Genomic DNA, 23360 nt, shown 5'->3' with positions numbered 1-23360 from the left:
GCGCCGGACCCCGCGCTTCAGGACTACACGGGGCTCGTCCTCGGCGGCCCCGACGCCGCCCCCGCCGCGCGCGGGCGCCTCGCGCCCGAGGACGCGGACCGCCGGCCCGCGCTGGAGGGTGAGTACCGCCGTCGCGCCGACGCGGTCGCCGGGCTCGCGCTGCCGCCGCACGCGACGCCCGTGCGGCACACGCCCGGCTCCTTCGCCTACCGGTTCGACGCCGCCGCGTCCGTCGACGTCCCGGCCGACGGGCGGTGGCACAGCGTGCCCGTGGACGACTTCCCGGTCGGACTGACGCCGTGGCACCTGTGCGTCCCGGCCCTCGACCCGGCCGTCTACGCGGCGGTCGAGCTGGCCAACACCAGCCCGCACGCGCTGCTCGCCGGTCCTGCCGACATCCTGGTCGACGGTGAGTACACCGCGACCGTGGCCATGCCGGCGCTGGCGCCAGGACAGCGCCGCCGCATCGGCATCGGCGTCGAGGAGGGCATCCGGGTCGCGCGGCGCGTCCGGACCGCCGAGTCCACCTCCTCCGGCCTGCGCGGCGCGACAACGGTCGTGGCGCAGACGGTCGAGATCGAGGTCGCCAACCGGCTCGGCCGCGAGGTCTCGCTGGAGGTGCTCGAACGCGTCCCGGTGAGCGACGACAAGGACGTGCGGATCGAGGACGCGCCCGCGACGCCGCCGTGGACGGTCGTCCCGCCCGAGGAGGACGAGCAGCGCCGACGCGGCCTGCGGCGCTGGCAGGTCGTCCTCGCGGCCGGCGGCAGCACGACGCTGACGGCCGGTCACCAGCTCCGCCTCCCGGCCGGAAAGGCCGTCGTCGGCGGTAACCGGAGGGACGCATGAGCCACGACGACACCCGGCAGCCCACCCCGCTGTCCGCCCCCGAGCCCCACGCGTCAGCCGGTCTGCCGACAGGTCCGTGGGCAGATCCGTCGGCGGGTCCGTCGGCCGACCTGCTGCCGCTGCCCGTCACCGCCGTGACCCTGCTGGAGGACCGCGCGGAGCTCACCCGCACGCACCGGCTGGGCGCGGTCCCGGCGGGTGTGCACCGACTCCGGCTCGGGCCGGTCACCCCGCTCGTCGTGGACCACTCGCTGCGCGGCGAGCTCGCCGGAGTGCCGAACGGACGGGTGCTGGACCTGCGGGTCGTCCGTCGCTGGACTCCGCAGCCGCCTGCGGCCGTCACGGGCGGCCCGGGTGAGGACGCCTCCGCGACCGAGCGGCAGGTGCACGACCTCTCCGAGCAGCTGCGCCGCACGGAGCTGGAAGTCGACCGCCTGAGCGGCCGCGTCGCCGTGCTGGACCAGCTGCTCGGCGACCTGCATCGCGCGATCGCCGAGGGCGCGGGTGCGGGCGAGGCACAACCGCAGTCCTGGGCCGAGGAGTTGGACCGGGCGGAGGCGGCGCACGAGGAGCACGCGGAGGCCCTGCGCGACGCCCGTCTCCGCCGCGGTCGCCTCAAGGAGCAGCTCATCAGGGCCCAACAGGCCTGGGAGGACGCCGAGACCCGCCCGATGGTCCTCAGCGCCCACATCGAGGCGTCGGTGGAGCTCCCCGCGGCATCGGCGGGGGACGCGCAGCTGAGCGTCCGACACCTCACCCCGTGCGCGCTGTGGCGGCCCGCCTACCGCGCGACGCTGGAGGAGGACGAGCGGGAGCAGCCGCGACTGCTGCTGGAGCGCGACGCGTTCGTCTGGCAGCGCACCGGCGAGCCCTGGCACGACGTGCGGGTCACCCTCTCCACCGCCCGGCCCGCCCGCGCGGCCGAGCCGCCGTACCTGGCCCCGGACGTGATCACGCTGCGCGAGCGCAGCGGTGAGGAGCGCCGCACGGTCGAGGTGGATCTGCGCGAGGTCGAGATCCCCGACGTCGGCCCGGCGGACCTGGCGTCGCCGGCCCTCCTGTCGGTCCTTCCCGGCGTCGACGACGGCGGCGAGGCGAGGAGCCTGAGCGTCCCGCAGCCGCTCTCCGTCCCGAGCGACGGGCGCGCCCACCGCGTCGCCCTGGGCGGCGCCAGCGCCGCCGCGTCCGTCGAGCTCAGCTGCGCACCGGAGTTGACGCCCGTGGTGGTGCGCACAGTCCGCTTCCGCCACACCTCCGACGCCGCTGAGCCGCTGCTGTCCGGGCCGGTCGACCTGGTCCGCCGCGGCGGCTTCGTCGGCCGCGCCGACCTGCGGTTCACCGCTCCGGGTGCGACGGCCGAGATCGGGTTCGGCAGCGAGGACACCTTCCGGGCGGTCCGCTCGGTCACCGAGACCCGCGAGACCGGGGCCCTCACCGGCCGCTCCGTGCGCGGCCGCGAGGTCGGCGTCACCCTCTCCCGCTTCGCCCCGCCGGACGCGGGGCCGGTCCGAGTGGTGGTCCGCGAGCGCATCCCGGTCTCGGAGGTGTCGGGCGTCGAGATCCGCGTCGACAAGGAGCGCACCACCCCGCCGCCCGACGCCGTCGACGCGGACGGCATCGTCCGCTGGGAGCTCACCCTCGCCCCGGACGAACGCCGCACGCTGCTGCTCCGCTACGACATCGTCGCCGGTCGCGGAGTCACCCTGCCGGACTGACTTCCCGGAAGCGGACACATCCGTTCATCCCTTGCGTCAGGATGAACCCGCTCGACCAGACCCGACCGTCGACCTCCTCGGTGACCGGAGCGCCCATGTCCGAGACGCCGTCCGTCCCCGTTCCCGACCCTGCCGCCGAGCCCCGCCCCCGTCTCCTCGGGCTCTTCCCGGCCGCCGACGCCGAGACCCGCGCCGCACTGCGCCGCGACGCGCTGCCGATCGCGCTCGGCGCGCTAGCCGTGGTCGTCGCCCTGGCGGCGCGCGGCGGATTCACCCTGCTCCTCCCGGCGCACGCGGCCTTCGCGGTCCTCGCCTCGGCCCTCACCGCCCTGGACCTCCGCCTCCGCCGCCTCCCGGACGCGCTGACCTTCCCCGCCTACCCGGTCCTGCTCGCGCTCCTCGCCCTCCCGGGCGACGGCCCGGCCCTGCTCCGCGCCCTCCTCGCCGCCCTCGCCCTGACGGCCGGCTACTACGCCCTCGCTTTCTTCGGCGGCGCCGGCTTCGGTGACGTCAAGGCTGCCGCCACGGTCGGCCTCATCCTCGGCTGCACCGGCTGGCGCACCCTCCTCGCCGGCACCGTCTACGCCTCCCTCCTCGCCGCGGCCTGGGCCCTCACCCTCCTCCTGACCCGCCGCGCCTCCCGCCGCACCCAGATCCCCTTCGGCCCGTTCATGATGTCGGGCGCCCTGCTGGCCCTCCTGCTCTGATTGACCGCCTCATCGCAACCGCCGAGGCCGCAGGTATGCCCGCGTTGGCTGCGGTGACGGACGCCGACCTGACGGAGGAGGAGCGTCGTGCTGTCGAGCGCTCCATCGGCCTCGTCCTGGGGTCAGAGGGCTCTGGGCAGGGACATCGGGGAAGTGCCCATCGGCCCCGCAAATGGATGATCCACGAGCACCCCGGCCTGCGCGGGTGCGAGCCCCCGGAGGCCGAGCCGACAAGGGAACGGTCGTGCGTCAGTCCTGCGCAGCCTGCCGGGTCTCAGGCATCCCGATGTCTTCGGGCCTTTCAGGATGCAGGTCGCCCCGCCGGCACTGCTGCCGAGGTTGGAGACCGCAGGTGTCAGTGCCTTCCTCTAGCCTCACTCGCAGCAAGGGTGAGGCGACGTACCAGCCGCCTCGCTGTTCCACCGCCCGCTAGGATCTCGGCATGCGCGCGTCCGTCCCCTCCACCGCACCGTTTGCGATCATTGACCTCTTCGCAGGGCCCGGCGGTCTCGACGTGGCGGCGCATCTTCTCGGGATCCGGACCACGGGCATCGAGTGGGACGCTGACGCGTGCGCGACTCGACTCGCCAACGGTCTCGACACGAAGCACGGCGACGTCAGGCATTTCAGCCCGGATGATTTCCCGGATCACAACGTTCTCGCCGGCGGCCCGCCTTGTCAGACGTTCACCGTCGCAGGCAAGGGCGCGGGTCGGAAAGCGCTCGACCGGGTTCTCGGGTTCGCACGTCGGCTCGCGGCCGGGGAGGACCCCGAGGTTATCGACAGTGAGCTGGCCGAGCTCGATGATGAACGCACCGGGCTTGTGCTGGAGCCGTTGAAGTGGGCCTTGCGTGCCATTGCGGTCGGGAGGCCGTACCAGGCGATCGTGCTCGAGCAGGTTCCTGCGGTCCTGCCGGTTTGGCGCGCATACGCAGAGATCCTGCGCTCAAAGAACTATGAGGTCAGAGAGCCGGAGGTGCTGCACACGGAGGAGTATGGGGTCCCGCAGACGCGGCGACGCGCGATTCTGATCGCCCGGTGGTCGGGAGAGGGCGCGTTGTTGCAGGGAGTTCCCGAGCTGCCGACTCCGACGCACCACCGTTATCGCAAGGGCGTCGCCCGTGGCGTGGGCTCCGTCGACCGGGCTCCCTGGATCGCCATGAACGACGTCGTCCGGGTCGGGCAGAAATTCGAGGTCGTCTCCAACTACGGTACGGGTGGGGATCCGAAAGCCAGGGGTCGACGGCGATCGGACGAGCCGTCCGCAACCGTGACGGGAAAGATCTCAAGGAATCGTGTAGTTGCGCACGGTGAGGATCTGAAGCGGTTCAGTGACGTCGAGGCGGGCCAACTCCAGACCTTTCCGCCGAACTACCGTTGGCGTGGGAACGGGATCGCTCAGCAGGTTGGAAACGCGGTTCCGCCACGGCTTGCGCTGCATGTCATCGCCGCTGCACTCGACATCGAGGAATCCCGGGTGGTTCCGGCGCTCAAGTCCCTGAGCGACGGAATCGACCACGAGGTTGTCCCCTAGGCGTCAGCCGCTGGTCTCGGACCTCTGGTCTCTCTTCGCCGCGCCCGCAGTCCTGCGGGCGGCCAGATCCTTCCTCCTGCGCAGCACCTCCGCGCGGACGACGGCCGCGCACTCCTCCGGAGTCTGGTGTTCCCAGAAGCGGAGGACGAGCCAGCCTGCCGATTGGAGGCGGGCGTCCGTATCCCGGTCGCGGACGACGTTCCGGGAGATCTTCTCCTCCCAGAACTGCGCGTTCGTCTTCGGCGCTGTGAAATGGTCGGGGCATCGGTGCCAAAAGCAGCCGTCCACGAAGACCGCCACTTTGGTCGGGCGGAACACGAGGTCGGCCGTTCGTCGAACGCCGGGTTCGGGCCTTGCGGCCACGCGGTAGCGGAGACCCGAGGCGTGCACCAGTGACCGCAGTGCCCGCTCGGGTGAGGTGTCACGACCGCGGTTGCCCAGCATGCTGCGTCGGTTGCCTGCCGAAGACGCCCAGGATCCGACCGGCGGGGTCCAGTCAGAAGCGGCGGACATCAAACTCCACCTCCCGGGGCGCGGACTGAATCTGCCGGACGCAGACCGATTTCACCCTACTGTCGCGGTTCGTTCCGATCCGGCGACGGCGTCGCCTGGCGACAGGGTCCAGGCTAGTGGAGACCCGAGGTGCTTCCAGGCGAACCTTCCTCTGCTGGGACGTCGTGATCACTCCCATAATGTGTGAAGGTACGGTGACGACGCTGCGTGTCGATGCCACACTCCCCGTCAGGCTTGGAGTGGGGCGGGTTCGTCAGTCATGCCAATCTTCCTGTTGCACAAGGGACATGGCGACGAGAGAGGATTCAGGGGTTCGGATGGGCGAGCAGTACGACGAGATGCTGTACGACACGTTCAAGGACCTGTTGGACAAGCATCCCCCGGCCGAAGCGATCAAGCGCCTGGAGATCTTCGGAACGTCGCCCGAGGTGATCGGTTGGATCCGCGAGCGCCACGAGCAGGAGCGACTCCGGATCAGGGAGCTCGAGGAGCCTCGCTCCGCGGTGCTGGGCAACCGTGATACCTGGTACACCGGGCCGCGCGACGGCGACAAGTGCTGGCCTGCACTGGTCCGACTGCTGGAGCGGGACGGCTGGCCGATGGAGCCGGCGATCCGAAGCCTGGACGAGTCATCCACGCGCATCGTCTCGCTTCTCAACCACCCGAGGGAGTCCTCCTATGCGACTCGCGGGCTTGTGGTCGGCTATGTGCAGTCCGGGAAGACCACCAGCTTCACCGCGGTCACGGCCAAGGCGGTCGACCGGGGGTACAAGCTGATCATCGTGCTCGCCGGCATCCACAACGGCCTGCGACGGCAGACCCAGGCGCGTCTGATGAAGCAGTTGGTCGCACCGAACCCTACGTTGTGGTCACAAATGACCGACCTGGAGGATGACTTCCGGCCGCAGGCCAACCCGGCCTCCTACTTCGGCAAGAACAACCGGACGCATGTGCTGTGCGTGGTGAAGAAGAACGCCACCGTGTTGCGGAGGCTCGCGCGTTGGCTGGATCAGGCGAAGGAGTACCTGCAGGACTGCCCTGCCCTGATCATCGACGATGAGGCGGATCAGGCGACGGTCGCGACGCGGTCGATCAATCCGCTGATCCTGCAGATCATGGGCAGTCTGCCGCGCTCCGCGTATGTCGGATACACCGCCTCGCCGTTTGCGAACCTGCTCATCGACCCGAGCGCCGAGGACCTCTACCCGAAGGACTTCATCGTCAACCTGCCCCAACCCCAGGGGCATTTCGGCACGGAGGTGCTCTTCGGCCGCTACGCCCTGGACGGCGAGGACCCGGAGCAGGTCGACGACGGGTACGACATGATCCGTTCGATCCCCAAGGACGACATCGACTGCGTACGCCCGCGCAGCCGCGACGAAGTGGACGGGTTCGAGCCGTACATCACCGACACCCTGCGCGAGTCCCTGTACTACTTCTGGCTGGTCACCGCTGCCCGCAGGATTCGTGGCACGGGAAATCCGCACAACACGATGCTGATCCACACCAGCGTCAACACCGAGGTGCACAACAGCTTCGAGCGGCCGCTCCGACGCCTTCGGGATCAGACCAAGGTCCGGATCGCCACCCCGGAGCTGCTCGCCGAACTGCGCGGTCTGTGGGAGCGGGAGACTTCCCGCGTCTCGGCTGAGGAATTCGGCGAGAAGAAGGTGGCGTTCGACGAGTTGCTTCCCGAGTTGGTCGGGGTGCTCGACAGCTGCCGCATTCTCATGGACAACTCCAGCAGTGATGCCCGGCTCGACTACGAAAACGGTCCGGTCACCGCGATCGCGGTGGGCGGCAACACCCTCTCGCGCGGGCTGACGCTCGAGGGCCTGTCCGTGAGCTACTTCGTGCGTGCGGTGTCGGCGTACGACACCTTGCTCCAGATGGGGCGCTGGTTCGGATTCCGCAACGGGTACGCCGACCTGCCCCGGATCTGGATGACCGATGAACTGGCAGAGTGGTTCCGGCACTTGGCCACCGTTGAGACCGAGATGCGGCGTGACATCGACGTGTATCTCACGGAGGACGAGACGCCCCTCTCCTTTGCGGTGCGCCTGCGCACCCATCCCAATCTGCGGGTCACCGCTGCGGCGAAGATGAAGAACGCGGTGATGGCCGCCTCCTCGTTCGGCGGCAAGCGCGTGCAGACGCACTACTTCCACACCAACCGTGACTGGCTGGTCGAGAACCAGGGTGCGGCGCGGGCCTTGGTGCAAGGGGCCCGGTCGCAAGCCGTCCGGGTCGAGGAACGCAGCGGGGAAGGGCGCTACCTGTTCCGGGAAGTCCCACACGAGCTGGTGCTCGCCTTCCTGGGTTCGTACCGTTTCCACGAGGAGTCCGTGGAGTGTGACGCCGCGTTGATCTCCGACTACATCCGCAAGCGGGTGCAGGCGGCAGGTGCGCTGACCCGATGGAACGTGGCGATCGTCGGAAAGCCGCTGAAGGCGGCCGAGGATGCCTTCGAGTTCGCTCCTGGAACGGCGGTCGGCAGGGTCACCCGTGCCCGCCTCGCCCCCGAGCTCGGGAAGAGCCCGCGCGCGGACTTCGCCGACATCAAGACCTTGATGAGCCGCCGGGATGCCGCCGTAGACCTCGCCGGCGATGTCGCGAAGCTGGATGAAACCGCGATCATGAAGGAGCGGGAGCGCCAGTTCCCGGACAACGGTCTGCTCGTCCTCTACCCGATCGACCGCATCTCGCAGCCTTCCGAAGCGAAGAGGAAGCAACGTGCCCCGCTGGACGCGGAGGAACACGTGATCGGTGTGGGACTGGTCTTCCCCAAGCCGTCCGGTGCTGACAGCGAGGTGAGGGGCTATGTATCCGCCGACCTGTCCAACGTCGTGCTGGAGGAAGAGGACTGGAGTGCGCTCGACGAGGGGGACGCGTGACCGGGAGCACGCCGGCGAAGGTGGTGGAGGACCAGTGGACCAGTCTGGCGGCCGAGCAGGTTACCGGGGAGCGCCGTCTGCGCGTTGCGCCATTGCCGGTGCAGACCGCGAACGGGTCCTTGGCGACGGCCATCGACTTCGACGGACACCGGCACCTGTTGGTCCCGATGCGTGGCAGGCAGCAGCTGCGCCGTGGACTCGACGGCCCGGTTCTGCGACTTCGTCGTAGACCACTGGAGGACGCCGACAGCTATCAGGTCTACGCGGACCTGGGGTGCCTGCAGCCGGCCTACGACGAGCTGTTCACCCGGCTGTGCGCCGACGTGCTCGTTGAGGTGGGGAGGATCCCGGAGAACCCGCTCAAGGCGCTGTACCGGGTGCTCGACCGATGGCAGGCGCTCTTCCAGTCGAGGGGGCTGCCACTCGACCTGGAGCGACTCGCCGGCCTGTTCGGGGAACTGAGTGTGCTCAACCGCCTTTTGGAACAAGACCCGAGCGCGCACCGGCTGTGGCGCGGGCCTGGCGGGAGCCGACACGACTTCGTCGGTCCTGTCGGCGCGATCGAAGTCAAGGCGTCCACTGCGTCGGAGGGTCGCCGCCCCCGCATACACGGACTCGATCAGTTGGAGAGCCCGAGCGACGGCGGTCTGCAACTCGTCTGGCTGCGTCTGCGACGGGCCGCGGAAGGTGGCGTGGGCCTCGTGGAGCTGGTCGAGCGGGCGTTGGAGCTCTGCGACGACGAGAACGCGCTCCTCTCGCTTCTGGCGGAGGTCGGATACCAGGCCGTAGACGCGGAGATTTATCAAGCGCTCCGGTTCGAGACCACTGAGGAGCGCTGGTACCGGGTGGATGCCGGGTTCCCCAAATTGACGGGGCAGCAGCTCATAGAGGCGGGGTTGCCTGTGGACGCGCTGAACGTGGAGTACACCATCGACCTTTCGGGGGACCAGCCCGCCCCAATGGGAGAGGATGAAGTGATCGACGCCCTGCACGGGATGCTGGTGGAGCACCCCGTATGACGACTCCAGGCTGGTTCTCCCAGCCCTACCCGCCTTTGGGCGCCAGCGCTGCCGAAGGCATCCGGAACCAGCTCGGCCGCCCCGAGTTGGATCTGATGACCATTCTTGTCCGTGAGTCCGCCCAGAACAGTTGGGACGCCCACCTCGAAGACACCGGCCTGCCCGTGGACTACCGGTTGGATCTGTGGACCGTCAGCCCTGCCCACGTCGGCGCCTGGCGTGACTTGCTCCTGAACGACGCGCCGGCGGCAGCGTACCTGCCGCTCAGGGATTCGCTACGGCGCGGGGCAGTGCAGGTGTTGGCCGTTTCCGATCGGGGGACCACCGGACTCGGTGGACCGACCCGGGCTGACAGGGCGTCCGACTCGGATCGTGACTTCGTCTCGTTCATCCGGAACATCGGTGAGCCGCGCGACACGGCACTGGGCGGCGGAACCTACGGTTTCGGCAAGGGCATCTTCTACTTGATCTCAAAACCCGGTGTGATCATCGTGCACACGCGGTGCAGGTCGGCAGACGGCTCGTACGAGACGCGGCTGATGGGCTGTGCGATGTGGAAGAGCTACGTCGTCGACGAGGACGGGGGCAAGCGCCGTTACACCGGACGGCATTGGTGGGGAGACACGTCGGGCGACGTCATCGAGCCCCTGACGGGGCCCGAAGCTGAGGGTGTCGCGCGCCGACTCGGCCTCAAGCCGTTCGGCGCGGCTGAGACCGGCACGACGATCGTCGTCGTCGATCCCTTGCTGCAGCGTGATGACGAGACCCTCAAGCCGGTCGAGGCCGCCGACTATCTCGCGGACACCTTGGCCTGGCATCTGTGGCCGAAGATGATCGAGACCGGCGGAGGCGGGCCGGCCATGCGGTTCTCCGTCAGTTGCGACGGAGTCGAGCACCCGGTGCCTGATCCGCGAACCACCCCGGGCCTGAAGATGTTCGTCGCCGCGTATGAGGACATGGTCGGTCCGAACGGGCTCGCACTCGACTGCCACCGACCCAAGCGGCACCTCGGTCGCCTGGGCCTGGTCAAGCGCATCATGCCACCGCTGGTGCCGACCCTGGCCGCCCGCATGGTCGGCGTCGACAGGCTGCTCCATCACGTGTGCCTGATGCGCCCCGCGGAGCTCGTCGTCACGTACTGGCAAGGGGTGCGACCGCCGAGCGAGAACCTCGGCTACGCGGGGACCTTCCGTGCCGACACGGCGATGGACGACGTCTACGCCCAGGCCGAGCCACCGACCCACGACGCCTGGCACCATCAGCCGCTGGAGCACCCGGACAGCACGTTCGTCCGAACGACCTTCACCCGCCTGGCCGAGAGCGTCGACGGGCTGCTCAACCTGGGCGGCGGAGTCCGTGACGGAGCGGCCAAAGTGGCGCTGGGCGCGGCGAGCTCGATGTTCTCCGGGCTCGTCGGCGGAGCCTGGGGGATCGGCGGCGCCACCGCGTACGCCAAGCCCGGCAGTACGACCCAGGCTGTGTCGCGTCGCAGGGCGAAGGCCGGCGACGCAGCCGCCGAGGAGGAGTACGTGCCACATGGTGCTGCTTCCGCAGGGGCCGGTGTTCCAGGCGTGCCGGGCGACTGGCCGGAGCCGGATGAGGTCTCGGCGACCGGTCGGAGGGGGACTCCCCGGCCGCGTGTGCAGTACGTGGGCGAGCCGTACTACGACGAGCGGAAGGGAGCCACGGTCCTGGTGCAGGAGTTCCGGTTGCCCGTGGCGCTCTCGCAGCGGGTGCGCATTGAACTCGCGGTCACGCTTCCTGGAGCGGGTGGACGTGAGACCGAGCCCCCGCAGGGCGCACGGATGCCCGAGCTGGCCGGCTGGGAGGACAGTCAAGGAGTCGTCAGTGACACACCGACGTGCGTCATGCAAGGCGGCGACGGCCGGATCTGGCGCGCTCTCGTTCTGCCCGCTCCGGACACCATGACCGAGATCGGCGTCAAGGTCGAGGCGGTGCAAGCCTCGTGAGCCTGCGCGCACTGCCGTACCGGGTACCCGCCCTGGACACCGTCAGAGCCGGGATATGGCATCTGGTCACCGAGGACGGCGAGCTGCCCCTGCCGGAGGCTCTGCCCGACTGGGACTACCAGATGGACCTTCACCTACGCCGCAAGGTTCAGGTCAACGTCGATCAAGTGCGGGCTCAGACCGGTCTCCCCGCGGACGCCGTGTTGGCTCTCAGCGCGGTCTGGAACGCGACCGGTTCCAACCTCAGCGGCCCCGCCCATCATGCCCTGCTCAGCGGAACCGGCATGGTGGACGTGGAACTCCAGGCCCACCTGTGTGGGGCGGACCTCGGCGGCCTGCTCGTCCTCGACACGGCCCTAGTACTGGCCGAACGGCGACCTGACGGCAGGCCCTCCGCTCCGCGCCGGGCGGGGTCTGTGCTGTGGAGTGATCGCGATCAGTTGCGGCTCCAAGGGGATGCTCCGCAGTTCCCGATGGCGGTCATCGACTTCGCGCACACCTCCTTCCCGGACCGGGCGGCTTGGCACCTTCAGATCAGCGGCAGCCTGGAAAGCGCCACGATGGGGTCGCTGCTGCTGTTGATCAACGAGAAGAACACCCTCACCGCCACCGCCTTCGAGAACGCTGCCAGACCGCGGCCGGTGGACAGGGCTGTCCTCTCGGCCGTGTACGCCGACGCGGCGCGCACCATGCTCGAACATGCCCTGGGTCAGCCCGACTTCATGGACGAAGCGGAATTCCCCGATGACTCCCTGGGCATGACCTGCATGGCTCTGTTCGACCAGCTCTTCCCGCAGCGCACCATCACCGACGTGCGACTGCTCCGTGAGCAGTCGGCGAGCCTGTTCGCGTCGGAGCTCCAGGCTGCCGTCAAGATCTTCGAGGAGTCCGGATGAGCTACCTGTACCCGAGACTGCTGCCGGGCCAGGCCAGAGCGCTCTTCGACGAGTACCGCGAGCTCTCCGTGCCCGAACTCTGCGGTCGGGCGCGCGCCTCGCACGAGTCGGCCGTCTACGTCGCGACCGGCGGCGACAGGGTCTCGGAAGCGCAGTTGAAGGAACTGAGGAGCGCGGTTGAGACTCTGGCCCGCGAGGCGGGCTTTCCCGACCGTTCGAGCCGCAGTGAGAACACTGAATTCGACGTGCGCCTCGCGAGGCTGCTGCACGACAGCATGGGCCTGGTGCCCGCTGAGGCGGCCTCCCGTGATGTGTGGACGTTCCTGTCGCTGGTTCTGCTCCCCGACATCGCTTATTGGCGTTACCCCTCCCCGCCCCGGGACCGCGTCCTCGGCACGGACCTGACCAGGCATGTCTTCGGCCGCATGTGGTGGCGCGCCCAGCTGGTGCACTCGCCCCGGGACGAGGACCCGTACGCCTCGCTCCGAATTCTCGGCGAGGCGGCCTTCGACCAGATCTACGCCCGGCGTGCCGCCCTGGGCGGCAGCCCGCACATGGTCAAAGCCATCCTGAAGGTCTGGAACGAGGTCGCGCTGACGGGGCTCACCGGCCTCAACGAGCGTGAGACGCTGCGTGACTTCCTCAAGCGCCTTCTCCGCCTGGCGCCGTTCGTACTCTTCGACGCGGTCGAGGCGAGCGCATTGGAGGACGAACTGCGCGCCGTACTCCGCGAATCCGTGACCGCGCTGCTCGTCGGAGCGCGAGGCGGGGAGCTGAGCTCCGACCAGCTCGCGAGCACAGTCGACGCCGCATTCGCCGGGACAGTGCCCTCTGATGCAGTACCGGAGGACGACTGGGTCCTTGCCCCGCCGGCGACCCCGCGCCGCCTCACCTCGGTGGAGCTCTGCGCCGGTGCGGGAGGTCAGGCCCTCGGGCTTGAGCGGGCGGGTTTCGACCCGGTCCTCCTGATCGACCACCAGGAGCATGTCTGTAGGACCGTCGGCCTCAACCGGCCCTCATGGGATATCCGGTGCGGCGACGTACGTGCATTCGATCCGGACGAGCATCCCAAAGCGATGGGTGTGGACCTTCTCAGTGGTGGCCTTCCGCGCATCAAATCAGCAGCTACAGCGGCGCGCTCGGATGACCACGAGGAGCGCGAGGTCTTCGAGACGGCGGTCAATCTGGTAGCCCGGATCCGGCCGAAGGCAGTGCTGTTGGAGAACATGCCAGAGCTCGTGGAGAAGGACGATTTCGTCTCGGAGCGCTCATTGATCGAGGAGGAGCTTCAGAAGCAGGGTTATCACGTGTTCTGGGGGGTTCTCGACGCCGCCGATTTCGGCGTGCCGCAGCATCGACGCTGCGGCCTGCTCGTCGCGCTCACCGAGCCGTACCACTCGGCCTTCGTCTGGCCGGCACCGATTCCTGCCCAGCGCCGAACAGTCGGGCAGGTCCTTGCGACCTCCATGGCCTCAGCAGGCTGGCCCGGGGCGGGATCGTGGGCGGCTAACGCGGACAAGGTGGGTCCGGCCCTCGTAGGCGGATCGGACCGGCGTGGTGGTGCCGATCTGGGGCCGACCGGAACCAAGAACGCCTGGGCTGTTCTCGGTGTCAACGGGAACAGCCTCGGCGACGATGTTCCGGATGCTGACTTCCCGCCGGGGGAGTCACCGAAGCTGACGGTTCGCCAGGCGGCTCTCCTGCAGTGCTTCCCCGAGGACTGGGGTTTCGCGGGCGGCAAGACCAAGGAGTACCGGCAGATCGGACACGCAATGCCGCCGCCGCTTGCAACTGCGGTCGGCGGCGCGATTGCAGCAGCCCTGACCCGCTAGAAGGCTAGCGGTGATCTTGATTGTCGGGCTCGCCTTCCCGCCGGAGCGTCACCCTTCCTGGGCAGCGCCCCGGCGGGATGTGATCGCAGTGAGGTCGAGGTCGACCGGGAACGGTACGGAGGTCTTCAGGCGTTCGTGGAAGATCCCCGTCGGGGTGTAGACCCGGGTGGCGGGCTCCAGTTCGAAGACGTAGACGACGGCCCGGCCTTTGTCGTTCTCCACCCGCCAGTAGTACGGGATGCCGGCTCTGGCGTACTTCGTCGGCTTGGTCTCCCGATCCCGGGAGACGGACTCGGGTGACACGACCTCGATCGCCAACGTCACCGAAGACGCGGGAATGCGGGTCTGCTCGGGATCCACGATCGCGCCGCCGCGCACGACCACGACATCGGGCTCGGGCCGGTTCTGCCAGTCGATGTCGATGGTGAACTCCCGGATTACTTCCAGATCCGGCGGAGCGGCGGCTTCAAGCTGACGCTCGAAGAAGCTCACCGCACGGGTGTGGAACACGGTCTGCGGACTCACGAAGACGAGGCTCCCGTCGATCAACTCCGTGTGCGGAGGCAGATTGGGAAGCCGGTCGAGGTCGTCGGCGGTCCAGCCGCCCGCGGGCGGGATCGGCCAACTGGGCTCGGAGGCCTCGGGCAGGACGCTCATCGGTGCTCCCATGGGACGGAGTCTCGCCGTTGTGTCCAGCCTACCGACGGGCATTCGGCGGGGATCGCACCAACGCGTGAACCGGCCCCGGCGTCGTTGACGCGCCCTCAGGAGCGCTGCCTCGGAAACGACGAAGGCCCAGCTCTGCGAGAGGATCTCGCTGATCTAGGCCTGGAACTTCACTGCGCTTCCTGCGAAGTGCCCCCGGTAGGATTCGAACCTACGCACCCGCCTCCGGAGGGCGGTGCTCTATCCCCTGAGCTACGGGGGCGCACTGTCTTGCGACGTGGAGAACACTACCAGTCTCGGCGCCCTGCTCCGCACAGGGTTTCTGGGAAGGGATCCTCACCGGTTTCGGCGGAAGTCGGCAAAACGGGGACGGAGGGTGGTTCCTCCGCATACCCTCAGTGATGTGTCAGGCGAGTCGGGGCGGGTGCTCGTTGTCGATGACAGCGCGGTGATCCGTCAGCTGATCAGGGTGAACCTGGAGCTCGAGGGCTTTGAGGTGGTGACCGCCGCCGACGGGGCCGAGTGTCTGGATGTCGTGCGTGCCGTGGCGCCGGACGTGGTCACGCTGGATGTGGTGATGCCCCGGCTGGACGGGCTGCGGACGGCGGCGCAGTTGCGGGCCGATCCGCGGACGAGCCATCTGCCGATAGCGATCGTGAGCGCCTGTACGCAGTTGGATCTGGAGCGCGGGGAGTCCGTCGGGGTCGACGGGTATCTGGCCAAGCCGTTCGAGCCGATGGATCTGGTCGCGCTGGTGCGCCGGCTGGCCGCCGGCCGGGTGGTGCGGCGGGAGGACGGGCGCGCCGGAGCCGTTCGCCCACGGCGAACGAAGTGACCGCGCGTGTCCCGCGGGTCGGCGCGGCCGGGGTGAGGCACGCGCGGGGTGAGCGGAGCGGTCGCGTCTCGGACGGCAGAACGGATGCCAGGGTTGGGGCCGCTCTCGCCTAGGCTTGGCCCGTGACACCCGCAGAGCTCTCCCAGGCAGTCCAGGCCGCAGTCAGCGCCGCCGTCGAGGCGGGCGAGCTGACCGTCGCCGTCCCCGAGACGGTGAACGTCGAGCGTCCCAAGAACCGCGACCACGGCGACTACGCCGTCAACGTCGCGCTCCAGCTGGCCAAGGCCGCCGGCAGGCCGCCGCGACAGGTGGCCGAGCTGGTCGCCGCGCGGCTGCGAGAGCTGCCCGGGATCGCGAAGATCGACATCGCGGGGCCGGGCTTCCTCAACATCACCCTCGACGCCGCGACGCAGGGTGAGCTCGCCCGGACCATCGTCACCGCCGGCGACGCCTACGGCCGTGGCGACGCCTTCGCCGGCCAGAAGATCAACCTGGAGTTCGTCTCCGCCAACCCGACCGGCCCGATCCACATCGGCGGCGTCCGCTGGGCCGCCGTCGGCGACTCGCTCGCGCGCATCCTGCGCGCCAGCGGCGCCGACGTGACGACCGAGTACTACATCAACGACGCCGGCGTGCAGATCTCCAAGTTCGGCAAGTCGCTCCAGGCCGCCGCGAACGGCAAGCCCGTCCCCGAGGACGGCTATGTCGGCGAGTACATCAACGACATCGCCGCGGAGATCGTCAAGCAGAACCCCGGGATCCTCGCCGAGAGCGAGGACGACCAGCTCACCAGGTTCCGCTCCGAGGGCCTGCGCCTGATGGTCGCCGAGATCCAGCGCTCCATGGAGGAGTTCGGCGTCCACTTCGACGTCTGGTTCTCCGAGAAGTCGCTGCACGACTCCGGCGCCGTCGAGAAGGCCGTCGAGCGGCTGCGCGAGCAGGGCCACGTCTACGACCAGGACGGCGCCGTCTGGCTGCGCACCACCGACTTCGGTGACGACAAGGACCGCGTCCTGATCAAGGCCGACGGCGACACCACCTACTTCGCCTCCGACGCCGCGTACTACCTGAACAAGCGCGACCGCGGCAACGACGTCAACGTCTACATGCTCGGCGCCGACCACCACGGCTACGTGGGCCGCCTCAAGGCCATCGTGGCGTGCGCGGGTGACGACCCGTCGCACAACATCGAGGTGCTGATCGGGCAGTTCGTGAAGATGCTCAAGGACGGCGAAGAGGTTCGCATGTCCAAGCGCGCCGGCAACATCATCACCATCGACGACGTCGTCGACTGGATCGGCGTCGACGCGGCGCGCTACTCCCTCGCCCGCGTCCCCACCGACTCCACGCTCACGCTCGACATCGACGTGCTGACCAGCCAGACCAACGAGAACCCGGTCTTCTACGTCCAGTACGCGCACGCCCGCATGTCCTCCGTCGCCCGCAACGCGGCCGAGCTGGGCATCGACAAGGGCGCGGCCGAGGACTTCAAGCCCGAGCTGCTCAGCACCGAGTGGGAGAACCAGCTGCTGGGCCGCCTCGGCGAGTTCCCCGGTGTCCTGGCCACCGCCGGTGAGCTGCGCGAGGCGCACCGCGTCGCCCGCTACCTGGAGGAGCTGGCCCGCGACTACCACCGCTTCTACGACAACTGCCGGATCCTGCCGCGCGGCGACGAGGAGGTCACCGACCTGACCCGCGCCCGGCTCTGGTTGGCCGAGGCGACGCGGACGGTGGTCGCCAACGGCCTCGGTCTGCTGGGCGTCTCCGCGCCCGAACGGATGTAGCAGAGCAGGGCCCGAAGCCGACCAAGGCTTCGGGCCCTTGCTGTAAGGCCAGCGTCTACGAGGAAGACGACGAGAGAAGACGACGAGAGATGAGCCGCTCCGCCCACCCCGCCGGTCCCCGCCACGGCGATGTGCTGCCCGAGGGCCACTACGCCGCGCCGCCCGCCGACCTCAACGCGCTCGACCCGAAGGTCTGGTCGACGACGGTCGGGCGCGACCCGGCGAACGGCGTCGTCAGCGTCGGCGGTCTGGACGTGCTGACGCTCGCGGAGCGGTTCGGCACGCCCGCCTACATCCTCGACGAGGCCGACTTCCGGGCCCGCTGCCGCGCCTGGCAGGACGCCTTCTCGCACCTGGACGCGGACGTCTACTACGCCGGCAAGGCGTTCCTCTCCCGCGCCGTCGTCCGCTGGCTGCACGAGGAGGGGCTGAGCGTCGACGTGTGCAGCGGCGGCGAGTTGACCGTCGCGCTCTCCGCCGGGATGCCGGCCGAGCGGATCGCCTTCCACGGCAACAACAAGACCCGTGCCGAGCTGGAGTACGCCGTCAAGTCCGGCGTCGGGCACGTGGTCGTGGACTCCTTCGAGGAGCTGGCCCGGCTCTCCTGGGTCGCCCACGAGCAGGGCGTGCGGCAGCGCGTCCTGTTGCGCGTCACCGTCGGCGTCGAGGCGCACACCCACGAGTTCATCGCCACCGCCCACGAGGACCAGAAGTTCGGCTTCTCGCTCAGCGGCGGCGACGCCGCCGAGGCGGTGCGGCGGGCGCTGATGCTCGACGGCGTCGAGCTGGTCGGCATCCACTCCCACATCGGCTCGCAGATCTTCGACATGGCCGGCTTCGAGGTGGCGGCGCGCCGCGTGGTCGGGCTGCTGGCGCAGATCAAGGCGGAGCACGGCGTCGAGCTGGCGGAGATCGACCTCGGCGGCGGCCTCGGCATCGCCTACACCAGCGAGGACGACCCGCGCGAGCCGCACGAGATCGCGACCGCGCTGACGCAGATCGTCAGGCGCGAGTGCGCGGCCGAGGGGCTGGCGGTGCCGCGGCTCTCGGTCGAGCCGGGCCGGGCGATCGTCGGGCCGACCGCGTTCACGCTCTACGAGGTCGGCACGGTCAAGCCGCTGGAGGGCCTGCGCACCTACGTCAGCGTCGACGGCGGCATGTCGGACAACATCCGCACCGCCCTCTACGACGCCGACTACAGCGTCTCCCTCGTCTCGCGCTCCTCGACCGCGGAGCCGATGCTGAGCCGCGTCGTCGGCAAGCACTGCGAGTCCGGGGACATCGTCGTCCGCGACGCGTTCCTGCCCGCCGACCTGGCACCGGGGGACCTGCTCGCGGTGCCGGCCACGGGTGCCTACTGCCGCTCGATGGCCAGCAACTACAACCACGCGCTGCGCCCGCCGGTCGTCGCCGTCCGCGCCGGCCAGGCGCGGGTGATCGTCCGCCGCGAGACCGAGGAGGACCTGCTCCGCCTCGACGTGGGGTGAGCGAGACCGCGGGACGCGGCAGAAGGATTTCCGGAGGATTTCCGGCGGCTCGGTATCGATCAGCGGAATTCGTGTCTCAATCTGTGGAACGGCCGAAGATTCGGCGGGCGAGTCGCAGAGACTTGTAGCCACAGGCCAACATCAGCTGCTGTCACTCGGTGGAACAACACGGCGACAGCGACAAACAGGCAGGACGGAGTCGGATGATGCGTACGCTCAAGGTGGCGCTCCTCGGTTGTGGAGTAGTGGGCTCCGAGGTGGCACGCATCATGACGACGCACGCCGCCGACCTGGAGGCGCGCATCGGCGCGCCCGTCGAGCTGGCCGGAGTGGCCGTCCGCCGGGCCGGGCGCCCGCGCCCCGGCGTGCCGGAGCACCTGATCACCACCGACGCCGAGGGTCTCGTCAAGCGGGACGACGTCGACGTCGTCATCGAGGTCGTCGGCGGCATCGAGCCGGCCCGTTCGCTGATCCTGTCGGCCTTCGAGGGCGGCAAGTCCGTCGTCTCCGCCAACAAGGCCCTGCTGGCTGTCGACGGCGCCGCGCTGCACGCCGCCGCCGCGAAGGCCGGCGCGGACCTGTACTACGAGGCCGCCGTCGCCGGCGCGATCCCGCTGATCCGCCCGCTGCGCGAGTCCCTGGCCGGCGACAAGGTCAACCGGGTGCTCGGCATCGTCAACGGCACGACCAACTTCATCCTCGACAAGATGGACACCACCGGCGCGGGCTACTCCGAGGCGCTGGAGGAGGCCACCGCGCTCGGCTACGCCGAGGCCGACCCGACGGCCGACGTCGAGGGCTTCGACGCCGCCGCCAAGGCCGCGATCCTGGCCGGCATCGCCTTCCACACCCGCGTGGTCGCCGCCGACGTCTTCCGCGAGGGCATCACCGAGGTGACGGCCGCGGACATCGCCTCGGCGAAGGCCATGGGCTGCGTGGTCAAGCTGCTCGCCATCTGCGAGCGCGCCAAGGACGCATCCGGCGAGGAGTCGGTGACCGCCCGCGTCCACCCCGCGATGATCCCGCTCAGCCACCCGCTGGCCTCCGTGCGCGGCGCCTACAACGCGGTCTTCGTCGAGGCTGACGCCGCCGGCCAGCTGATGTTCTACGGTCCGGGCGCCGGCGGCGCGCCGACCGCGTCCGCGGTCCTCGGCGATCTGGTCGCGGTCTGCCGCAACAAGGTGGCCGGTGCGACGGGACCGGGCGAGAGCGCGTACGCTCAGCTCACCGTCAACCCCATGGACGACGTGGTCACCCGCTACCACGTCAGTCTGGACGTCGCCGACAAGGCAGGTGTCCTCGCCCAGGTCGCCACGGTCTTCGCCGAGCACGGGGTGTCCATCGACACCGTCCGCCAGCAGGGCCGGGACGGCGATGCCTCGCTCGTCGTGGTGACGCACCGCGCCACCGACGCCGCGCTGTCCGCCACCGTCGCCGAACTGCGCACTCATGACCACGTCCGTGGCGTGGCCAGCATCATGCGTGTCGAAGGGGAGTAACCCGATATGAGCACCACCCTCCAGCACACCCACCAGTGGCGCGGCCTCATCGAGGAGTACCGCGACCGGCTCCCGGTCACCGCATCCACGCCCGTGGTGACCCTGCTCGAGGGCGGCACGCCCCTCGTCCCGGCGCAGCTGCTCTCCGAGCGCACGGGCTGCGACGTCTACCTGAAGGTCGAGGGCGCCAACCCGACCGGGTCCTTCAAGGACCGCGGCATGACGATGGCGATCTCCAAGGCCAAGGAGGCGGGCGCGCAGGCGGTCATCTGCGCGTCCACCGGCAACACCTCCGCCTCGGCCGCGGCGTACGCGGTCCGCGCCGGGATGGTCTGCGCGGTGCTGGTGCCGCAGGGCAAGATCGCGCTGGGCAAGATGGGCCAGGCCCTGGTCCACGGCGCGAAGATCCTCCAGGTCGACGGCAACTTCGACGACTGCCTGACGCTGGCGCGGGACCTGTCCGACAAGTACCCGGTGGCGCTGGTGAACTCGGTCAACCCGGTGCGGATCGAGGGCCAGAAGACGGCGGCCTTCGAGATCGTCGACGCGCTGGGCGACGCCCCCGACATCCACGTCCTCCCGGTCGGCAACGCGGGCAACATCACCGCCTACTGGAAGGGCTACCAGGAGTACGCGAAGGACGGCCTGGCGAAGCGGACGCCGCGCATGTTCGGCTTCCAGGCGTCGGGTTCCGCGCCCATCGTCGACGGCGCGCCGGTCCTCGCACCGCAGACGATCGCCACGGCGATCCGGATCGGGAACCCCGCCTCGTGGGAGTACGCGATCGCGGCCCGCGAGGAGTCGGGCGGCCTCATCGACAAGGTGACGGACCGGCAGATCCTCTCGGCCTACCGGCTGTTGGCCTCCCGCGAGGGCGTCTTCGTCGAGCCCGCGTCGGCCGCGTCGGTCGCGGGCCTGCTGCAGGCGCACGAGCGGGGCCTGATCGACTCCGGCCAGCGCATCGTCTGCACGGTCACCGGCAACGGCCTCAAGGACCCCGACTGGGCAGTCATGGGCGCCCCGCAGCCCACCGTCGTCCCGATCGACGCCACCGCCGCCGCCGAGCGCCTCGGCCTGGCGTAAGCCAGGAGGGGCGCGGGGCTTTGCCGATATGCGGCTCCTCCCCCAGCCTTCGGCCGGGAGGGGCCCCCAGCGTGGGCGCGACAAGCCGCCTTGTGCGGTGAGTCGCCGAACGAGCAGGGCCATCCTCCGCAAGCCTTCGGTCGGGGGTGCCCCCGTGGGTGGTTGCTCGCGCAGTTCCTCGCGCCCCTGGGGGTGCAACCGCGGGCGGGACTATCAGTGACCCGCCTCTCGCCCCTCGGGGGTGCAACCACAGGCGGGAGCAGCGCCGGCCCGCCTCGCGCCCCTGGACGGCAACGTCCCGCGCCCCTGAAGTGAGCGCGACACCCCCGTGCGGGGGTGTACCGCTGAACAGCCCCTTTTCGCTACGCTGGCGTCATACCCCAAGCGCACGTTCGCAGATGTGTGTGCTTCGCGCCGCTTTCCGCAGGAGAGAGTCCACGCAATGGCAGGTCCCGCCTTCCGCGCCGCCGCCGTACGGGTGCGGGTACCCGCGACCAGTGCCAATCTCGGGCCGGGGTTCGACTCCTTCGGCCTCGCCCTCGGGCTCTACGACGACATCGTCGTGCGCGTCGCCGACGCGGGCCTGCACGTGGACATCGCGGGGGAGGGCGCGGACACCCTCGCGCGCGACGAGCGGCACCTCGTGGTGCGCGCGATGCGCGCCGCCTTCGACCGGCTGGGCGGTCAGCCGCGCGGGCTGGAAGTGGTGTGCGCCAACCGGATTCCGCACGGCCGCGGCCTCGGCTCCTCCTCCGCCGCGATCTGCGCGGGCATCATGGCCGCGCGCGCGGTGACCGTCGGCGGGACCGAGGCGCTGGACCAGGCCGCGACGCTCGCCCTCGCGTCCGAGCTGGAGGGTCACCCGGACAACGTCGCCGCCTGTCTGCTCGGCGGCTTCACCATCGCCTGGACGGACGCCTTCGAGGGCGACGCCGCGGTCCACGCCGCGGGCGCGGGTGCGCACGCCGTGACCGTCGCGCCGCACGCCGACGTTGTGCCGGTGGTGTTCATCCCGGCGAACCCGGTGCTCACCGAGGTCGCGCGAGGCCTGCTGCCCGCGACCGTGCCGCACGCGGACGCCGCCGCGAACGTCGCGCGTGCCGCGCTGCTCGTCGAGGCGGTCACCCGCCGTCCCGAGCTGCTGCTGCCGGCCACCGAGGACCGGCTGCACCAGGACTACCGCACCCCGGCGATGCCGCAGAGCGCCGCGCTGGTCGCGGGCCTGCGGGCGGAGGGAATCGCCGCCGTGATCTCCGGCGCCGGACCGACGGTGCTGGCCCTGACCGACGAGGGCACCGCGGACAAGGTCCTCTCCTTCGCCGGGGAGGGCTGGGCCGCGCACCGTCTGGCGCTGGACACCGAAGGAGCCGCCATCCTGCCCTTGGCCCAGCAATAGCGGGAGAAGGGAAGGGCGAATCCCCGGGGAAAGTGGGAACACGATTGACACTCGCAGAGTGGGGGAATGTTTGTTGGGTCCAGTAGTGTTAATCTCATGTCTGCACCAGGCGCCCAGTGCCGCCCGGTGCACAGCGTCCCCACCTCTGGGACAGCAATTCTCCGGGAGCCCGCCACATCGCGTATGCAGCCTGCCTGCGCCACTGTGACCGCATCCCGACGCCGTGTCGGCGAAGACCGCCTTCGAGCCGTAGCCGCCACGCGCAGGGGGCCCGGACGCGTTCGTGCGCAGCGCCATTGACACATCGCACGGCCGCACGGGTTTCCAACGTTTCACCACGCAGCCACGTCCTGCCGAAGAGCGCAGGGCGGACAGCACGACCGGTCGCCGAGCCAGAAAGGCCGACGTCCGCTCCAGGGAAGGACCCTTCGTGAGCGACACCACCGATCTGATGGGCGCGCGTCCGGACGCCGAGGCGTCGGACGCCACGGCTCCCGCGCCGAAGCGCCGTCGGACCACGGGCACCGGGCTGAACAGCATGGTGCTCGCCGAGCTGCAGCAGCTCGCCTCCGGCCTCGGCATCAGCGGCACCGGCCGGATGCGCAAGAGCCAGCTGATCGAGGCCATCAAGGAGAAGAGCGGCGGCGACCCGCTGCTCGCCGCCTCCGCGCAGCCGCCGGC

At 69.9% G+C, this 23360-nt stretch carries 18 protein-coding genes and 1 tRNA gene; 16 read left to right on the top strand and 3 right to left on the bottom strand.

Features of this window, described 5'->3' with window-relative positions:
* The 4 genes from TR50_RS39210 to TR50_RS39195 all read left to right on the top strand — a co-directional run.
* Nucleotides 1-849 (top strand): DUF4139 domain-containing protein (locus TR50_RS39210; RefSeq protein ID WP_042434187.1); only part of this gene is annotated, 849 nt, incomplete at its 5' end.
* Nucleotides 846-2564: a mucoidy inhibitor MuiA family protein gene (locus TR50_RS39205; RefSeq protein WP_152648880.1), complete on the top strand. Its 1719-nt coding sequence runs from the start codon at nucleotides 846-848 to the stop codon at nucleotides 2562-2564. The genes TR50_RS39210 and TR50_RS39205, both read left to right, overlap by 4 nt.
* Nucleotides 2565-2659: 95 nt before the next feature.
* Entirely contained in the window at nucleotides 2660-3271 is a 612-nt protein-coding gene (locus TR50_RS43365; protein WP_152648879.1) for a prepilin peptidase, read from the top strand.
* 442 nt (nucleotides 3272-3713) lie between these two features.
* Nucleotides 3714-4805, top strand: a complete 1092-nt coding sequence (locus TR50_RS39195; RefSeq protein WP_042434184.1) for a DNA cytosine methyltransferase — start codon at nucleotides 3714-3716, stop codon at nucleotides 4803-4805.
* Nucleotides 4806-4808: 3 nt separating this feature from the next.
* On the opposite strand, the gene TR50_RS39190 is transcribed toward TR50_RS39195, so the two are convergent.
* Nucleotides 4809-5249: a very short patch repair endonuclease gene (locus tag TR50_RS39190; RefSeq protein ID WP_042434181.1), complete on the bottom strand. Its 441-nt coding sequence runs from the start codon at nucleotides 5247-5249 to the stop codon at nucleotides 4809-4811.
* Nucleotides 5250-5635: 386 nt separating this feature from the next.
* Here TR50_RS39190 and TR50_RS39185 point away from each other — a divergent pair, with 386 nt between their 5' ends.
* Genes TR50_RS39185 through TR50_RS50250 form a run of 5 tightly spaced genes read left to right on the top strand, consistent with a single transcriptional unit; the run spans nucleotide 5636 to nucleotide 13929 of the window.
* Nucleotides 5636-8212, top strand: coding sequence for a Z1 domain-containing protein (locus tag TR50_RS39185; protein WP_042434179.1), 2577 nt, complete (start codon nucleotides 5636-5638; stop codon nucleotides 8210-8212).
* Nucleotides 8209-9231: a PD-(D/E)XK motif protein gene (locus TR50_RS39180; RefSeq protein WP_042434176.1), complete on the top strand. Its 1023-nt coding sequence runs from the start codon at nucleotides 8209-8211 to the stop codon at nucleotides 9229-9231. The genes TR50_RS39185 and TR50_RS39180 overlap by 4 nt, the downstream gene beginning before the upstream one ends.
* 35 nt (nucleotides 9232-9266) lie before the next feature.
* Nucleotides 9267-11201, top strand: a complete 1935-nt coding sequence (locus tag TR50_RS39175) for a hypothetical protein (protein ID WP_152648878.1) — start codon at nucleotides 9267-9269, stop codon at nucleotides 11199-11201.
* Entirely contained in the window at nucleotides 11198-12097 is a 900-nt protein-coding gene (locus TR50_RS48315; protein WP_201776932.1) for a hypothetical protein, read from the top strand. The genes TR50_RS39175 and TR50_RS48315 overlap by 4 nt, the downstream gene beginning before the upstream one ends.
* Nucleotides 12094-13929 (top strand): DNA cytosine methyltransferase, encoded by a 1836-nt coding sequence (locus TR50_RS50250; protein ID WP_369405814.1) that lies wholly within the window; start codon nucleotides 12094-12096, stop codon nucleotides 13927-13929. Before TR50_RS48315 ends, TR50_RS50250 begins: the two co-directional genes overlap by 4 nt.
* 48 nt (nucleotides 13930-13977) lie before the next feature.
* Here the strand turns inward: TR50_RS50250 and TR50_RS39160 are convergent, their stop codons facing one another.
* Together TR50_RS39160 and TR50_RS39155 are read right to left on the bottom strand one after the other, a co-directional pair.
* The gene (locus TR50_RS39160; RefSeq protein ID WP_042434169.1) at nucleotides 13978-14586 is read right to left on the bottom strand and encodes a Uma2 family endonuclease; all 609 of its coding nucleotides are present in this window, start codon (nucleotides 14584-14586) and stop codon (nucleotides 13978-13980) included.
* Between the two features lie 199 nt (nucleotides 14587-14785).
* Nucleotides 14786-14857, bottom strand: a tRNA-Arg gene (locus TR50_RS39155).
* A gap of 141 nt (nucleotides 14858-14998) precedes the next feature.
* On the opposite strand from TR50_RS39155, the gene TR50_RS39150 reads away from it, so the two are divergent.
* From TR50_RS39150 to TR50_RS39120, 7 genes are all read left to right on the top strand, one after another.
* On the top strand, nucleotides 14999-15430 hold the full coding sequence (locus tag TR50_RS39150; RefSeq protein WP_042434165.1) for a response regulator: 432 nt from the start codon (nucleotides 14999-15001) through the stop codon (nucleotides 15428-15430).
* A 122-nt stretch (nucleotides 15431-15552) separates the two neighbouring features.
* Nucleotides 15553-17214 carry an arginine--tRNA ligase gene (gene argS, locus TR50_RS39145; protein ID WP_042434163.1) on the top strand — a complete coding sequence of 554 codons (1662 nt, stop codon included), beginning with the start codon at nucleotides 15553-15555 and terminating at the stop codon, nucleotides 17212-17214.
* Between the two features lie 89 nt (nucleotides 17215-17303).
* Complete coding sequence (lysA, locus tag TR50_RS39140) at nucleotides 17304-18701, top strand: diaminopimelate decarboxylase (protein ID WP_042434161.1); 1398 nt, start codon at nucleotides 17304-17306, stop codon at nucleotides 18699-18701.
* Nucleotides 18702-18904: 203 nt separating this feature from the next.
* Nucleotides 18905-20200 carry a homoserine dehydrogenase gene (locus TR50_RS39135; protein WP_042434158.1) on the top strand — a complete coding sequence of 432 codons (1296 nt, stop codon included), beginning with the start codon at nucleotides 18905-18907 and terminating at the stop codon, nucleotides 20198-20200.
* Between the two features lie 6 nt (nucleotides 20201-20206).
* Nucleotides 20207-21283 carry a threonine synthase gene (thrC, locus tag TR50_RS39130; protein WP_042434155.1) on the top strand — a complete coding sequence of 359 codons (1077 nt, stop codon included), beginning with the start codon at nucleotides 20207-20209 and terminating at the stop codon, nucleotides 21281-21283.
* 442 nt (nucleotides 21284-21725) lie between these two features.
* Nucleotides 21726-22679, top strand: coding sequence for a homoserine kinase (gene thrB, locus TR50_RS39125; RefSeq protein ID WP_042434146.1), 954 nt, complete (start codon nucleotides 21726-21728; stop codon nucleotides 22677-22679).
* Between the two features lie 430 nt (nucleotides 22680-23109).
* Nucleotides 23110-23360: Rho termination factor N-terminal domain-containing protein (locus tag TR50_RS39120; protein WP_042434142.1), on the top strand; the 251-nt coding region annotated here is incomplete at its 3' end.

Source organism: Streptacidiphilus anmyonensis, assembly GCF_000787855.1.
GTDB lineage: Bacteria > Actinomycetota > Actinomycetes > Streptomycetales > Streptomycetaceae > Streptacidiphilus > Streptacidiphilus anmyonensis.
Note: the sequence above shows the minus strand (reverse complement) of the source record. Positions and strands in the feature narration are given on the sequence as shown.